16 protein-coding genes are annotated in these 14,510 nt (G+C 44.2%); 8 read left to right on the plus strand and 8 right to left on the minus strand.

The window, feature by feature from the left end; all coding sequences use genetic code 11:
• Nucleotides 1-282 precede the first annotated feature (282 nt).
• Nucleotides 283-1,593, plus strand: coding sequence for a TPR end-of-group domain-containing protein (locus IL_RS06415; protein ID WP_011234494.1), 1,311 nt, complete (start codon nucleotides 283-285; stop codon nucleotides 1,591-1,593).
• Nucleotides 1,594-1,598: 5 nt separating this feature from the next.
• Here the strand turns inward: IL_RS06415 and alkB are convergent, their stop codons facing one another.
• From alkB to IL_RS06445, 6 genes are all read right to left on the minus strand, one after another.
• Nucleotides 1,599-2,252: a DNA oxidative demethylase AlkB gene (gene alkB / locus IL_RS06420; protein WP_011234495.1), complete on the minus strand. Its 654-nt coding sequence runs from the start codon at nucleotides 2,250-2,252 to the stop codon at nucleotides 1,599-1,601.
• A complete protein-coding gene (locus tag IL_RS06425; RefSeq protein WP_011234496.1) occupies nucleotides 2,252-2,860 on the minus strand; it encodes a GNAT family N-acetyltransferase in 609 nt (202 codons plus the stop codon). The genes alkB and IL_RS06425 overlap by 1 nt, the downstream gene beginning before the upstream one ends.
• A complete protein-coding gene (locus IL_RS06430) occupies nucleotides 2,844-3,374 on the minus strand; it encodes a cytochrome b/b6 domain-containing protein (protein ID WP_011234497.1) in 531 nt (176 codons plus the stop codon). Before IL_RS06430 ends, IL_RS06425 begins: the two co-directional genes overlap by 17 nt.
• Before the next feature lie 22 nt (nucleotides 3,375-3,396).
• Complete coding sequence (locus tag IL_RS06435; protein WP_011234498.1) at nucleotides 3,397-3,687, minus strand: PepSY domain-containing protein; 291 nt, start codon at nucleotides 3,685-3,687, stop codon at nucleotides 3,397-3,399.
• 75 nt (nucleotides 3,688-3,762) lie between these two features.
• Nucleotides 3,763-4,281 (minus strand): acyloxyacyl hydrolase, encoded by a 519-nt coding sequence (locus IL_RS06440; protein WP_011234499.1) that lies wholly within the window; start codon nucleotides 4,279-4,281, stop codon nucleotides 3,763-3,765.
• Nucleotides 4,282-4,389: 108 nt separating this feature from the next.
• A complete protein-coding gene (locus IL_RS06445) occupies nucleotides 4,390-5,274 on the minus strand; it encodes a LysR family transcriptional regulator (RefSeq protein WP_153849087.1) in 885 nt (294 codons plus the stop codon).
• Between the two features lie 80 nt (nucleotides 5,275-5,354).
• Here IL_RS06445 and IL_RS06450 point away from each other — a divergent pair, with 80 nt between their 5' ends.
• The 3 genes from IL_RS06450 to IL_RS06460 are packed head-to-tail and all read left to right on the plus strand — an operon-like array spanning nucleotide 5,355 to nucleotide 7,760.
• On the plus strand, nucleotides 5,355-6,002 hold the full coding sequence (locus IL_RS06450; RefSeq protein WP_231378637.1) for a LysE family translocator: 648 nt from the start codon (nucleotides 5,355-5,357) through the stop codon (nucleotides 6,000-6,002).
• Between the two features lie 59 nt (nucleotides 6,003-6,061).
• On the plus strand, nucleotides 6,062-6,946 hold the full coding sequence (locus tag IL_RS06455) for a 6-carboxytetrahydropterin synthase (protein ID WP_011234502.1): 885 nt from the start codon (nucleotides 6,062-6,064) through the stop codon (nucleotides 6,944-6,946).
• On the plus strand, nucleotides 6,939-7,760 hold the full coding sequence (locus IL_RS06460) for a M23 family metallopeptidase (RefSeq protein WP_011234503.1): 822 nt from the start codon (nucleotides 6,939-6,941) through the stop codon (nucleotides 7,758-7,760). The genes IL_RS06455 and IL_RS06460 overlap by 8 nt, the downstream gene beginning before the upstream one ends.
• On the opposite strand, the gene IL_RS06465 is transcribed toward IL_RS06460, so the two are convergent.
• A complete protein-coding gene (locus tag IL_RS06465; RefSeq protein ID WP_011234504.1) occupies nucleotides 7,757-9,526 on the minus strand; it encodes a M61 family metallopeptidase in 1,770 nt (589 codons plus the stop codon). The two genes, IL_RS06460 and IL_RS06465, sit on opposite strands and share 4 nt — an antisense overlap.
• Nucleotides 9,527-9,602: 76 nt before the next feature.
• Between IL_RS06465 and IL_RS06470 the strand changes: the two genes are divergently transcribed.
• From IL_RS06470 to IL_RS06485, 4 genes are read left to right on the plus strand one after another with little or no spacing between them, the layout of a single operon-like run.
• On the plus strand, nucleotides 9,603-10,292 hold the full coding sequence (locus IL_RS06470; RefSeq protein ID WP_011234505.1) for a flagellar brake domain-containing protein: 690 nt from the start codon (nucleotides 9,603-9,605) through the stop codon (nucleotides 10,290-10,292).
• Complete coding sequence (locus IL_RS06475) at nucleotides 10,292-11,386, plus strand: sensor histidine kinase (RefSeq protein ID WP_011234506.1); 1,095 nt, start codon at nucleotides 10,292-10,294, stop codon at nucleotides 11,384-11,386. The genes IL_RS06470 and IL_RS06475 overlap by 1 nt, the downstream gene beginning before the upstream one ends.
• A complete protein-coding gene (locus tag IL_RS06480; protein ID WP_011234507.1) occupies nucleotides 11,383-12,201 on the plus strand; it encodes a LytR/AlgR family response regulator transcription factor in 819 nt (272 codons plus the stop codon). Before IL_RS06475 ends, IL_RS06480 begins: the two co-directional genes overlap by 4 nt.
• A 2-nt stretch (nucleotides 12,202-12,203) precedes the next feature.
• A complete protein-coding gene (locus IL_RS06485) occupies nucleotides 12,204-13,049 on the plus strand; it encodes a DUF6279 family lipoprotein (protein WP_011234508.1) in 846 nt (281 codons plus the stop codon).
• On the opposite strand, the gene pyk is transcribed toward IL_RS06485, so the two are convergent.
• The gene (gene pyk / locus IL_RS06490) at nucleotides 13,046-14,476 is read right to left on the minus strand and encodes a pyruvate kinase (RefSeq protein WP_011234509.1); all 1,431 of its coding nucleotides are present in this window, start codon (nucleotides 14,474-14,476) and stop codon (nucleotides 13,046-13,048) included. The genes IL_RS06485 and pyk overlap by 4 nt on opposite strands.
• Between the last annotated feature and the right edge of the window lie 34 nt (nucleotides 14,477-14,510).

Here is a 14,510-nt window from a genome sequence, read left to right on the forward strand (position 1 = left end):
AACTTCGCGGCCTCTCTTTAAAAGCTTTTCACTTGATCTGGTTAAAAAACAAACAAAAGCTTTACCTTCATTTAATTTCGATTATGATAACTATCATAATTATAAAAAGCGCTGACTGCAGGCATTTCGTCATTATTGGTTCTAGCTTCTAGTCAGAAATTGCACTTTGAAAGTTAAAGTTCTGTAAAGCCTCTTTTATACGCTGAGTTACGCAGATAGTCTAAACGCTGTCTATTAATTCACCATTAATGGCTTTTGAATAACTTGCGACAGGAGCTATCCGTGAGCACTATAACCAATACAGCAGTCAATGTGACGCCGGATACCCCGGTGTTTATGGGGTGCAGTAAACCTCTGGAAAGTGATGTTCAGTTTAGCTATTTTTTTAATGGTTGTTTTATCTATTCGTATAATCATACAACTGGGCATTGCACTTGTTTTACAGAGCTCGATGTCGCAACCGCTACGGTGAAGCCTTTTGGTTTAGTTGACAAACATTATGTCGTTATTGGCGATAAGCTTTTTCGCTCACCAGCACAAGCTAAGAAAGCCCACAGTGTATTACCCAATGTGAATGCCGCAAATGACAATAAAGTTGATGAACGTGTACCGCTTCCGAAAGCCGAAAATTTATCACCTATAAAGTCGTTAGCTTTAATTGAGCGTTGGTTTAATGAAGACTTCGATGTGAAGTGGGAAACCTATCAGGAAAGCCCTGAGTTCTATAATCTTATTCAATACTATCTGGCTCTTTGCTGTGATGCATACAAAGAAAAGCCCGATCAGGCATTTCTGGATGCAGGAGTTCAGGTTTACTTAAGCATGGCGCAATTCAGTTGGTTAAACCCGTCTATTTTGCACAACGCCGCGTGTGTGTACTGGTTAGCCGGAGAGCAGGACAGTGCCCTTGACTGTATTGAGCTTGCTTTAGATTTTCGTTACACCGGCATGGAAAGCCTGTTAAATGACGAAGACCTTGACGGTCTTAGAGAGCACCCACGGTTTCGTTGTCTGTCGAATAAGTACCAGACATTAAAGCCGAAATTTAACTATGTTACGCCGGAGCTTTTCGAAGCCTTTGAGAATTTCGCGGTGCAGCAGTCTGACTCATTCGTGCGGTTTATGCGTGGCCATTTATTAAAAAACTTTAGGTTCTATGATATCTCTGAACTGAGTGCTCGAATTGATAGTTGCGAAAACGATGATGAGCGTGAATACTGGCAACGTCTGGCATCATTCAATAATAACTATTTATACAATTATATGCTGATGGACGAGCCTATGGATCTGTTAACAGAGCAGGGTAAAGCCAATTATCAGTTGTTTCAGCAATACCGCCATTACCGGGTACTTAATCCTTTAGTTTTTGCCAAGGTAGCAGAGCAGTTGTTTCATCATGCTCATTATTGGGGCAGTCAACATCACGGCTTTTTTAACCAGCGCGATAGCGCTTTGCTGCAACAAAGCTTTCAGCTATTTCAGGAGTTTCACGTTGCGACAGAGAGCCTCTGTAGTGAAAAGCGCAATGAACTTATGGCAAAAGCAAAAGAGTACGATATTTTCAATTACATGGAAAAGTTGGGGAGCTGCTGATTGAGTTAACCAGCCTGACGTATAGTCAAATTTACTCTACAGCGTCCGGTTAACGGGTGCATAGCCTCCTTAAGCTGTTGAACTCCGTGATATCTCAAGCGATCTTTTCCTCCCCAGACAAGCGCATCGGCATGCTGAAGACTGAACTTCTGATACTTATCAGAACGCTTAAAACCGCCCCACATAAAGGTTATAGGTAACCCGAAAGAAAATGAGACGATGGGCTTTGAGAAATCGGCTTCGTTTTTATCCTGATGGAGCCCCATTTTTGCGCCTGGCGTGTAAACGTTGATGAGACAAGAGTCTGGCTGAAAATTCTGAAAACCGGCTAAGCGTGAGACCTGCGTTGCTTTTACTAAAATACTCTGGGGAATGTCGGGCCATGGCTGACCTGTTACAGGGTCGATATTCTGATAGCGATAACCGTGTTTATCGCTGAGCCACCCGTAACTTCCGCAACTGCTACTTTTTACCGACATTTTATGGCCTGCAGGGGTTGCTAAGTGACGCAGCGGTGATTGCTTTAAAACGCCACGGATATCATTGAGCAAAGCTTCATCATCCGCCAGCAAAAACTGGTGAAAAAGGGTAGCTTGCTCACTTATTTCGGTGCTTAATGGTTCAGAACCATCGTTGGCAAAGAGGTCAAGAGACGACATCAGTTTTCCCAGAGTGAAAGCGTCATTAGCAAGCGGTCCTGGCCTGGCCCTAAATAGTCACGCACCGTTTTGGTGGTGTTAAAACCAAAGCTCCGGTAAAGCGAAACTGCTGAGGCGTTGTCTGGCGCGACACTAAGCTCCATTTGTTTATAACCAAGGCTGCGCGCAAGTGCTATGGAATCGCTTAATAGCAACTTGCCCAGTCCCTTGCCCTGGAACATTTTCCCTACCAATAACGACATAAGAGATACATCAGAGTCTGAAACCGGAACCATTAAACTATAACCTGCCGTTTTTTCTCCCGCCTTTAGAGTTAAAAAAGTGTGTGGCCATTGTCTTAATGCCTGATAGAAAAAGGCCGCAGAATAAGCGTCATTTGAATAAAGCTGTTTTTCTAAAAATGCAATTTTGGAAATGTCGTTATAGCTGGTATTGGCTACTGTAAAATCGCAAGGCTGCGCATCTGTCGTTGCAAGGGAACCTACGCATAAACGGCAGTCATCTTCATGAGGCGCAGATGCCTCAACGTAACGCAGCTTATGAGAGGACTTCTCCCTGTTACTGGAGACCTGATAAACACGTTCTCGCTTTTTATTTTGCTCGGTCATGGTGTTTGGTTCGGCGTTTGCCGCTGATCATAGGACGAATAAGCTCTATTTTACCAATATATGCGGTAACAACTACCGCTATGATATGAATAATAACCAGAGCAAAAATGATGTTGGCAGAAACAAAATGAACGGAGGTTAGAAAACTGTCTCCATAGAGTGCATTGATTTCTTCGCGGAGGAAGCCAGTAATAGCTTGCAGTAAGAATAAAGCCAACAAAAAAAACACCATAAGCCCACCGAGTGGGTTATGACCCTGACCCTGATTTACTTTTCTGTGGCGAAGTTCTGCGACGTGTTCTTTAATTCCGACAACAGAAGGGAGGAAATTATGGAAGCGTGCATTTGGCGGCCCCGTAAAACCCCAGATGATCCTTATAATAACTAAGGTTGCGGCAGTATAACCCACGGCCTGATGAAAACTGCCTCCGGGTTCAAGCCAAAAGTAATTGAGACAAAAACACAGCACCAACAACCAATGAAAAGTTCTGATAAATCTATCCCAAATGATCATTGGTACTGCCTTCCTTACTGAGTTACTCGGTTTCTTGCTTGACGATACTGCCATCTACAGGATTAAAGTAAATTTCCACTTTCTGTTTACTTTTATCCTGACCGTAGATTTCGTAGCAATTTCCGTCAGTTACCTTAAACTCATTAATCTCGTAACCTTGTTCTTTCAACGACTGTTGGAACTGCTCTTGATCCAGCCAGTTTTCCTTCGGTTCCATAGTGCACTGTGTGGTGCCTGATTCAGGGCCTCCGCAAGCGGTGACAAATAAAGCACTGGCTGCAATTGTAGATAATTTAATAAGTTGGCTTTTCATAAGACCTCCATTTTAACTAAAACTTAGAATCAAATGTAGCAACTCCAACTGAATAACGCTAACGCTCATCAAATATTAAAATGGCAAAACCCAGCTCATCCATAAAAAGTCCAGCCCGTCATTTGGACGTTTAATATCAGCATTCGAATAGTGGGTATAGCCTAACGCAACGCGGGCCTCTGAGCTTGGACTGTACTGCCACGAAAGTGATACTCGGTCTTCGAACTGAAACTGGGTGGATAAGTGTCGGTCAGCTATCCGTGTTTTATCGAAATAGCTGCCGCCAATGCCGGCTTCAATATAAAGCGGGCGTTCAGCTCCTGCTACATGCCAGGAAAGAATCGGGCTAATTGTGAACGCAGTAATATTGTCCGCTGTATTATTTGAGTCTTGCCAGTGGTTTAAGGCCGCTTCCAGATGAACGTCAGGTGAACCTATCCAACTTGGCAACTCAATGGGTAAGTCGGTTACCCGGTAACCAGCCCTTACGCCTCGTAGCTGATCTGTAGAATAGGCGCCGGCAACATGAATCTCGTCAGCGAAAGATGAAAAACTCGATATTATTAGTACAACCAGTGATGCTCTTAACCACATATCACTCTCCAATAACCAAAAAGGGGTGATATTTTACATACAAACATGAATGTATGTAAATTGGAAAATGAACTTTGGCTAACTGACTGCGCGTTTTTTAGTCTTTATTCAAGAAATAATCATTTGCAGCCATTTTATGAACGCTACCAGGGCTACTGGCTGCCTCTGTCGTTTTCGATAATAGATGCTTAGCGGATACTGACAGGGCTGTGCGGAGTCGTTATAGACTTTTAAATTAGACAGTCCGGGCGTAATAAGACTACTGTCAATTAATGCTACGGCTTGTTCAGCGGATGATAAGTCCAGTGACATTTGCACATCATTGCAGTGAATAATGCGTGTGGATTTCAATTGTTGACTGTAGGTCTTTAACATTGCCTGATGATCGGGATTCTCAGGGTTTATTAACCAGGGCAACTGGAAAGGTGAGTTATTGGTCTTAATGGCAGAAACCGGGAGCATCTGATTTTTCTGTAACACAATGGACTGAATGTGCTTATCCGTGACTTTTCCATAACCAATGGCAAGATCCCAGCTTTGGTGTTGTATTGCTGACGCCATTTCTGCGGCGCTTTCATTAATAAAGTACTCATTGCAACGGCTGAAGCTAAGTTGAATGTGCGGGTACAGAGAATGAAAATCGGCAAGCTTTGCTGCTAACCAAAAGCGCAGTCGCTCAGAACTGATTGCGACGGTCAACTGGGTTGTTGTATTGTCACTCAGGTTTCGGGTGCGCTCAATGGTACGCTCCAGTTGTTCAAATATTTGCTCAATTTGAGGGGCTAATTCCAGACCGACAGGAGTGAGCGAATGAACCCGGTTGTCTCGCTGGAACAAACGAACTTCGAGCTGTTCTTCCAGAGTTTGTATTTGTCGGGTGACGGCAGACTGAGTTACCCCAAGCTCTTGCGAGGCTTGTTTAAAAGAGCCACTTCGGGCGGCGACATCAAACACTCTCAATGCATTTAGTGAGGGGAGTTTAGTGTTTTTCATGTTGATTAATAGTAATCTGTAATTAATAAAAAGTAACTTTGATTCTGGCATCTAAAGTTGAATTGCGCAATAAGGAGTTTGTGTTGTCTTACTGGAGTGAATTTTTAACTATCGCTTTTATCCACCTGTTTGCGGTCGCGAGCCCGGGGCCTGATTTTGCAGTGGTTTCACGTTATAGCCTGAGTTTTGGTCGTAAGGCAGGTTATTGGGTGAGTTTAGGTGTGGCATCAGGAATCATTATTCATGTTACCTATTCACTTATTGGTGTGGCGCTGATTATTCACCAGACCGACTGGCTCTATCAGACTTTACTTTGTGCGGGTGCACTTTATTTAGGCTTCATTGGAACTCAGGCCATTAAAGCTAAACCCAGAAAGGATATGTCCGATAGTGAATTGGTTGCTACCCAGCCGCGTAAACGGAAAGCGTTTATTGTCGGTTTTATTACTAATGGCTTAAATGTAAAAGCGACTATTTTCTTTTTAACTTTATTTACTACTATTATTGCCCCGGAAACGCCTTTTGCTATCCAGTTTGGTTATGGTATTTACCTAATTGTTGCGACCGGTCTGTGGTTTTTATTCCTCACCTGGTTGCTAACTCAACCGCGCATTTTTAAAACACTCTGGCATTACAGCCATTGGGTGGACCGTACCATGGGAGCTGCTCTTATTCTATTGTCGTTAAAATTATTGTGGGAATGGGCAAACCTGATAGAGCTTATCTGATAAAGCGTTTCAGGTTATACTAGTTACAGTTACCGAAGAAGAGATGAGAACAGCTCGCTATGCAGTTATTTGTGAATGATTTGACCGTTATTGATTGCTCTTACTTATGCCCGGAAAGGGGGATAGTTGGTGAGAGTTGGATTGTTGATATCGTGCTGGATGGCGCGTTAAATGAGCAATCTATGGTGCTCGACTTTGGTCGGGTTAAAAAGCAGGTTAAAGCCATTATCGATAACTCGGTTGATCATAAACTGGTTGTACCGGCAGAGCATTCGTATACAAAAGTTACGCACAACTCTGATGACAGCGCTAACTGGGTCGATTTTCTGCGCCCGGAACAAGGTTCTATTCATTTGTTTTGCCCGGCCGATGCCTTTGCCTTTATCGATGCAGATGTCGTTTCCATGGAGACAGTAACGGACTACCTGAAAGCCGTTATAAAGCGCGAGTTACCGGTTAATGTCGAAGGTCTGCAGTTGTTTTTGAGACCTGAAAATATCGATGGTTTTTATTATCACTACACACATGGTTTGAAAAAGCACGACGGTAATTGCCAACGTATTGCTCATGGTCATCGTTCAAAAATTCAAATTCGACTGGATAACATTCGCCAACCGGTGTTGGAAAAAGAATGGTCAGATAAGTGGGAAGACATCTATCTAGGCACTACCGAAGATGTTCGTTCGAAAAAGGAACTGACACTGTCCGAGGCTGCAACGTCGGCAACCAGCGACTCGACTCATACCTATTACAGCTACGTTGCTGACCAGGGGCTGTTTGAGCTTATTGTTCCGAATGCAGAGAACTTTGTTATAGAGACAGACTCAACAGTTGAGTGTATTGCCGATTTTCTCGCAGCAGAAATTAAATCTAAGCATGCGGGTCAGGCTGTAGAAGTTCGCGCCTTCGAAGGGGTAGGAAAAGGAGCAATTGCCTATGCGTAAAATGATTGTTGCCGCTGCTTTAGCGCTGTGTTCGGCGAATGTGGCCTCAGCCGATGAGTCTTTGCCGCTGGAAATAAAAGGTTCTTTGACTCAGGGGGCTTTAATTCTGGCTAAATCTGAGCCCGGTGTTACTGCAACATTGAACGGCGAAGCTCTGCAGGTAACCGAGCAGGGGTATATTGTTTTTGGTTTTCCGCGTAAGGCTGAGTTAGAAAATACCTTAGTTGTCAGTAAAGGCGATGAAACTATCACTAAGAAACTCAAACTGGCGCCTCGTGAATACAAGATTGATCGTGTCGATGGTGTACCGCAAAAGACCGTGACACCAGACCCTGAACAAGTAAAACGAGCCAGAAAAGAAGCGGAAAAAGTTTGGCTGGCCAGACAAAAAGAAACCACACGAACGGATTTTTTGACTGCAATTACTAAACCCGCCGAAGGCCGCATTAGTGGTGTTTACGGCAGTCAGCGAATTTTTAACGGCGAGCCCCGAAACCCGCACTATGGGCAAGATATCGCCGGGCCAACAGGAACTCAGGTTAAAGCGCCGTGGCCGGGCGAAGTCGTTCTGGCTGAACCTGATTTATTTTACTCAGGCGGTACCATCATTATTGAACATGGCTATAAAGTGAACACAACATATTTGCACCTGAGTGAACTGCATGTTGAGGTTGGTGACAAAGTAGAGCAGGGCGATTCAATTGGTGCTATAGGTGCCACAGGCCGTGCTACGGGGCCTCACCTAGACTGGCGGGTTAACTGGGGAAATGAGCGGTTAGACCCTGCGTTACTTCCCCAGCTTTATCAGGATTAACCGGAAGGGGTTAACCAGCCTTTCAGCTTATCTGGTTGTTCTACGCTTAAAACATAGCTGCTTTTAGCGGGTTCCTGCCAGGTAAGCTCCAGTGTCATTAACTCGTCGCGGCGAAACGCATGAATTGTCACCGTGTCTCCGGGAATATACCGCTCCAGAATTCGTTTAACCGACTGCTCAGTGGCCTGCAAATGATCAATTGCGATGATTTTGTCGCCTGCAGAAAGACCTGCGTGATAAGCGCTTTCATCATGATACACATTAAGAACGTCCAAACCCTGCGGTGATGCTTTGTACTTAGCCCCAAAGTTGACACGCGCAGGCTGTTCTGACGCTTTTCCACCGACGCTGTTATCATCAACGGGCACCTGTTTTTGAACCATAACGCCAAAGTTTTGCAGTAACTCCACAAGCGACAGCGATTCTTTGTTGTATAAAGCGTCTTTTAGGAAGTCCGAAATATCAATGCCCGGATACTGGTTTAGCCAATTAATGACTGTGTCGTCGGCTGTACCAATAGATGTTTTACCAAACTCATGCCAAAGCTCTTTCATGACTCTTGCAAGCGTCAGTTTATGGTCGGATTGCAGACGCAACATGAGATCGAGGCTAAGTGCTATTAATGCACCTTTCGCGTAATAGCTGACAATACTGTTCGGCGCATTCTCGTTCTGCTGATAAAACTTAGTCCAGGCCAGAAAGCTCGACTCTGTCACGCTTTGTTGGTATTGCCCGGCACCACGCTCAACCCGCGATAGAGTGTCACCCAAAAGCTTTAAATAACGCTTTTCGTCAATAATGCCGCTGGTGTGCAAAAGGTAATCGTCAAAGTAGGATGTCATACCTTCGTAGAACCAGAGTTGCTCAGTGTACGACTCTTTCTCCAACTGATAAGGAAGAAAAGCCTTTGGTTTCAGAGTTTTAATATTCCAGCTGTGGAAGTATTCGTGGCAACACAAGCTCAAAAAGGTTTGATAGTTGTCATTCATTTCGTATTGATGAGCACTGATTAAATCTTTACGGCTGCAAAGTAGTGCGGTTGAATTTCTGTGTTCGAGTCCGCCGAAACCATTTCCTACCACCATGGTCAGGAAGGTATAAGACTGAAAAGGTGCTTCTTCAAACAGGCTAATCTGAGTTTCGCAAATTTTGGCTAAATCTGCCGTTATGCGCGAGGTATCAGCATAATGGCGGCCGCTTAAGACCAGAGAGTGCTTAATGCCGTGAGCAATAAACTCCTCAATGGTTAAGTCTCCAATTAAAAAAGGATAGTCAATTAGCGCATCATAATTATCGGCTCGGAAGCATCCCCAGGAATGTGGTTGCCCACTTTTTCGGGGCATCCCGGTCGCGACCTTCCACAGAGGGGCTTCTGGCGGCGCATGCAAGTGCAGTTCACAGGGAAGGTCGGTTTGTCCCTCAACTGCAAGACACAGGCTGGTATTATTAAAGAAACCCTGAAACTGGTCCAGATAAGCCGAACGAACCGATAGGTCCCAGGCGTATACCTGATAGTGCACAGTAACAGGATGCTTCGAACGAGCCAGTTGCCAGCGGTTCTTACTTATTTGCTTAACCGGCAGGGAAAGGCCGTTACTCTCGGCGTGTAAACCAATAATGTGCTTACTAAAATCCCGTATTAAATAACTGCCCGGAATCCAGTTAGGTAACCAGAGTTCCTGCTCATCGTTCGTTTGTTCAATAGTGAGAGAGACATTAAATAAATGCCCATGTAAATCGATGGGTGTTATATCGTAAGCGATCAAGATACTCTCCTTTGCTTGACACAGCCTGACAACTAGCGATCATAGTAACATATTGATTCATCGCAAAGAGACCCCTATGCCAAGCAAAATTTCGCAGCTCGTTACAGGTCAGAAAATAGAAGTTCAACTGTCCAGTTCGAACGTTCCGGCTCGGTTTTATTCGGAGTTTATTGGTGCGGTTAACGAGCGCTGGGTTATCGTTAATATGCCCGACGCGCGTAAATACAATGACATGCGTGATCTTTTGCAGGAGAAAACACCGGTTATTGTCCGCTTTGTTCTGGAAAACGAAAGTGGTGAAATTTGTGCGTTTCGCAGTGAAATAAGCTATGTCATCTCACACCCGACGAAAATGCTTTTTATTATGTGGCCAAATCAGATTGAGCATCGGATTATTAGAAAAGGGCGTCGATTTGACGCCTTTTTACCTGCTTCAGTCTCAGGGCAGTCGGTAAAAGGCGAGGAGAATACTTTCAGAGGACACGTGCTGGATGTATCTGAAAGTGGGTGTCGCCTAAAGCATGAAAAGCCTGAAGGTAAAATAGACGAGCTTTGGGAGAATGGCAGCAAAATTGTTCTTAAAATAGAACAGAAAAATAACGGCGACTTAACCCTTAAAGCTATAGTCCGGCAGGTAAAGCAAGTGGATGACCAGCTTGAGTTAGGTGTGCAGTTTATGGGGAACCAGAAAGATGAGGTTAACTCTCTTTTCTCCGGAAGCCTTGTGGATATTGACGAGTTGTCGCGTTTAGAGTCCTCAACATAATGGAGAAACCGATAAAAACGCAGTGGCAACTATTGATGGATAACCGTAACAGGTTCTTTTGGTTGCTGCAGGCGGGAGGCTGGATAGGTTATGCGTTAGTGAACTACATAGGGTCACTAATGCATGAAATGCGGGATATCTACACCCTCATTATTATTTTGGGGGCGTATGCCGGCTTTTTGAGTACGATTCCGCTTCGCTATTTGTACCGGCGTATATGGGAGTTCCCCCCGGCACTTATGGTTTTAATTGCCATTGTGGTGTCTTATGTTACCGCTGTAGCCTGGGCCATTGTTGATAACGCAACTTACTGGGAAATTTATAAATTCGGTTTTCGTCCGGACAGTCCCTTTTTCTATTTGAAAAACAGTTTGGCCAAGTTTTATATCATTCTTAGCTGGAGCGGACTTTATTTTGGTATTAAGTATTATCAGATGCTGCAGGAAGAGAAGCAAAAAGCGTTACTGGCTTCATCTATGGCGCATCAGGCGCAGTTGAAAATGCTACGATACCAGCTCAATCCGCATTTTTTGTTTAATACCTTAAACGCAATTTCTACGCTTATTTTGCTCAAAGAGAATGAAAAAGCCAATTTGATGGTGAATAAGCTAAGCCACTTCCTGCGTTTTTCTTTAGATAATGAACCGATTAAAAAAGTGACTCTGGAAAAAGAAGTGGATGCCTTGCTTTTGTATCTGGATATTGAAAAAGTACGTTTTGACGAGCAGCTTGAAATTGATATTCATTTGTCAGATGAAACCAAGAATGCTCTGGTTCCTAGTTTAATTTGTCAGCCTTTAATCGAGAACTCAATTAAGTACGCCATTTCAAATGTAGAAGGGGTGGGGAAAATCAGAGTTCGTTCCTGGTCAGAAAAAGAGAACCTGATTTTGGAGGTGTGTGATAATGGGCCGAAAATTGAAACGGATCCGGAAAAGCTATTCCGCAAAGACGGTGTCGGGCTTAATAACACTCGTCAAAGGCTTAAATCCTTATATGGTAAGCAGTATAGGTTTGAAATGCTAAAAGGTGCTGAGAGCGGTCTTTGTGTTCGTATTACCATTCCGATGGAAATGTTGGAGAGTCAAAGATGAATCGATTGAAAACCCTGGTTATTGACGATGAGCCCCTCGCCAGAAAGGGGTTGGCTATTCGTTTACAGGCGTTTGAGCAACTGCAGTTAATGCCCGAGTGCAAAAGCAGCAGGGAAGCCGTCGATATCATTATCGAAAATAAACCTGATCTGATTTTTCTCGATATACAAATGCCCGGGCTTAATGGCTTTGAAGTATTAAAAGCTGTGCAGGAGAAGGGACATGAGTTGCCAGTCGTTGTTTTTGTAACAGCTTATGACACCTACGCTATCAAAGCCTTTGAAGTCAGGGCGTTAGATTATTTGTTGAAGCCCGTTGATGACGACCGCTTGGCTGAATGCGTTAACCGCGTTATAAGCGAGCATCAGACGGTTAACGACGAGCACCAGGAAAAACTGATCAGTTTAGTTGCGGAGGTAACCGGGCAAGATACGCATACTCTATTACAGAAGCTGGCTTCAGGCGAAAGTATTACCGCAGACCAATATCCGGAATATATCGCTATAAAGGACAGCGGTGAGATAACCCGGGTTGCCGTCAAAGACATTAAGTGGATTGATGCCGCTGGAGATTACATGTGTATACATGCCGGTGACGATACCCACATTCTGCGACGCACAATGAAAGAACTGGAGCAGGACTTAAACCCTAAGCTGTTTCAGCGGGTTCATCGTTCCGCCATTGTTAACATTAAACAGGTTGAAAAGCTCTGTAACCAACAAAATGGCGAATATCATTTACAATTAAAAAATGGTCAAAAACTGAAAGTAAGTCGTAGTTATAAAGACCGTATTAAACAACTTATTCTGAGCTAATCATGTATCGACTGCTGGCAGTAATAACCTTTTTAATCCTGATAGCAGGGTGTACGGCGAACCTTGGCTACAAGTTTGCTGACACTCTGGTTGAGTGGAAAGTAAAGGATTACGTTGACTTAACCGGTGAGCAGGAAGAGCTGCTAGCAGAGAAAGTTGATGAAATGCATCTTTGGCATGCACAAACTCAGCTCCCGTTGTACAGAGATGAACTGAAAAACCTGAGAGATAAGGTCGATAAGCAGACGCTGAGCAAAAACGATATCAGCAAATTTGAAGATAAGCTCTGGACGTTCTGGGATAATGTTTTAGTACGAACAGAAGCCGAAGCGGGCTTATTAGCGACTCTTTCACTCAAACAACGGCAACAACTTATCCGTCGATTAGAAGAAGCGCAGGAAGAGCGTTATCAGCGCTTTCAGGACGACCAGGAAGAGAACCCGATACTAAGAAGGCTGGACCGCATTTCGGAAGTGGAAGAGGACTTAGAAGATATTATCGGTTCTCTGACTAAAGAGCAGGATAAGTTATTACGCAGCTGGGTGGCTGATTCTCCTGAATTACGTGAGCAATGGTTAAGCTATCGCTCAAATTGGTTAGGTGAATTTGAGAAAGCGTTGCTGAAGCAACCTGTAGATGAAAATCAATTATCAGCATTGATTCTTGACCCACAACAATTAAGAAGCGAAGAGCTTCAGCAAAAAGCGGATAAAAATAGCCAGCTTCGTAAAGAGTTCTTGTGGGATATATATCAGAGCCTGACTGGGGAACAACGTAAAAAAGTGATAGAAAAGGCCGATGAATACATCGACCTTCTTGATTCTTTAATTAATGATTTTAACGATTAACGAACTTCTATCATCTTACAGGTATTACTTGAGCCCACGGTTTCCATTACATCGCCGTGGGTTAGTATGATTAAATCACCGGCTTTTATGTGTCCACTTTTTTTCACTACCTCAATAGCTTCAGTTATCGGATTACTGACACTAGTAGAATCGAAATCTATAGGGTAAACACCACGGTATAAAGCTGATTTGTCGCGACTTTGCGGATGGCGGGATAATGCAAATATCGGTAAATGGGAAGTAATTCTCGACATAAGCTTGGCAGTAAAACCGGATTCAGTTAACGCTATAATGGCCTTGACCCCATTCAAGTGGGTGGCTGCGTACATGGCAGACATGGCTGTCGCCTCGGTAATGCTGGAAAACATTTCTTCCAGATCCTGGTGGCGTAACTGAGCGGTTGGATGTGTTTCTGCACCCAGGCAAATTTCAGCCATGGCTTTTACGGTTGCTACTGGATGTTTACCGGCAGCCGTCTCAGCCGACAGCATTACGGCATCTGTACCATCCAATACGGCGTTGGCAACATCCATCACTTCGGCGCGGGTTGGCATTGGGTTTTCAATCATCGACTCCATCATTTGAGTCGCGGTAATAACCACACGGTTTAGTTGGCGTGCACGCGAAATAATTTGTTTTTGCTTACCCACCAATTGCGCATCACCAATTTCAACGCCTAAATCGCCACGGGCAACCATAACGGCATCGGATGCTCTGATAATGTCATCTAATGCATGTTCGCTGGCAACGGCTTCTGCGCGTTCAATTTTAGCGCATAATACGCCTTGTCCACCAGCTTCGCGGAGCAAGTGCCGAGCCTGGTTAATATCATCGCCAGAGCGAGGGAATGAAACCGCAAGGTAATCTACATTGATTTCTGCTGCGAGCTTAATATCGGCTAAATCTTTTTCCGTTAATGCGGCAGCTGACAAACCACCACCCTGACGGTTAATACCTTTATTATTAGAAAGCACGCCGCCAACGGTGACTTCTGTTTTAACCTGGCTACCATCAATTTCTTCAACTTTTAACTGGATACGACCATCATCCAGTAAGAGAAGATCGCCGGGACTGACATCTGTTGGCAGGTCTTTATAGTCGAGGCCAACACGTTCCTGATTGCCGCTGTCTTTTCCAAGCGCAGCGTCTAAAATGAACTTATCACCGACAGCCAACGTAATTTGTTTTTGTTGAAAGCGCGCAACTCGAATTTTTGGTCCCTGCAAGTCGCCTAAAATGGCAATATGGGCGTTTAATTCCCGGGCAATTTTTCTGACCATGGAAGCGCGCTGCTTGTGATCGTCACCATTGCCGTGAGAAAAGTTTAAACGAACAACATTGGCACCCGCTTTTATTAACTCTCTGAGTGTTTCCTCAGAGTCAGTGGCAGGCCCGAGAGTAGTTACAATTTTGGTACGACGAAGCATGCAAAACCTCAGCAAATTTACCCATGAATTTAAG

This window comes from Idiomarina loihiensis L2TR, assembly GCF_000008465.1.
In the GTDB taxonomy this organism is placed as follows: domain Bacteria; phylum Pseudomonadota; class Gammaproteobacteria; order Enterobacterales; family Alteromonadaceae; genus Idiomarina; species Idiomarina loihiensis.

What these genes read in the sequence shown, in the direction of transcription:
- alkB (WP_011234495.1), bottom strand. Translation starts at nt 2,252, where the DNA reads ATGTCGTCTCTTGACCTCTTTGCCAACGATGGTTCTGAACCATTAAGC.
- IL_RS06425 (WP_011234496.1), bottom strand. Translation starts at nt 2,860, where the DNA reads ATGACCGAGCAAAATAAAAAGCGAGAACGTGTTTATCAGGTCTCCAGT.
- IL_RS06430 (WP_011234497.1), bottom strand. Translation starts at nt 3,374, where the DNA reads ATGATCATTTGGGATAGATTTATCAGAACTTTTCATTGGTTGTTGGTG.
- IL_RS06435 (WP_011234498.1), bottom strand. Translation starts at nt 3,687, where the DNA reads ATGAAAAGCCAACTTATTAAATTATCTACAATTGCAGCCAGTGCTTTA.
- IL_RS06440 (WP_011234499.1), bottom strand. Translation starts at nt 4,281, where the DNA reads ATGTGGTTAAGAGCATCACTGGTTGTACTAATAATATCGAGTTTTTCA.
- IL_RS06445 (WP_153849087.1), bottom strand. Translation starts at nt 5,274, where the DNA reads ATGAAAAACACTAAACTCCCCTCACTAAATGCATTGAGAGTGTTTGAT.
- IL_RS06455 (WP_011234502.1), top strand. Translation starts at nt 6,062, where the DNA reads ATGCAGTTATTTGTGAATGATTTGACCGTTATTGATTGCTCTTACTTA.
- IL_RS06460 (WP_011234503.1), top strand. Translation starts at nt 6,939, where the DNA reads ATGCGTAAAATGATTGTTGCCGCTGCTTTAGCGCTGTGTTCGGCGAAT.
- IL_RS06470 (WP_011234505.1), top strand. Translation starts at nt 9,603, where the DNA reads ATGCCAAGCAAAATTTCGCAGCTCGTTACAGGTCAGAAAATAGAAGTT.
- IL_RS06475 (WP_011234506.1), top strand. Translation starts at nt 10,292, where the DNA reads ATGGAGAAACCGATAAAAACGCAGTGGCAACTATTGATGGATAACCGT.
- IL_RS06480 (WP_011234507.1), top strand. Translation starts at nt 11,383, where the DNA reads ATGAATCGATTGAAAACCCTGGTTATTGACGATGAGCCCCTCGCCAGA.
- IL_RS06485 (WP_011234508.1), top strand. Translation starts at nt 12,204, where the DNA reads ATGTATCGACTGCTGGCAGTAATAACCTTTTTAATCCTGATAGCAGGG.
- pyk (WP_011234509.1), bottom strand. Translation starts at nt 14,476, where the DNA reads ATGCTTCGTCGTACCAAAATTGTAACTACTCTCGGGCCTGCCACTGAC.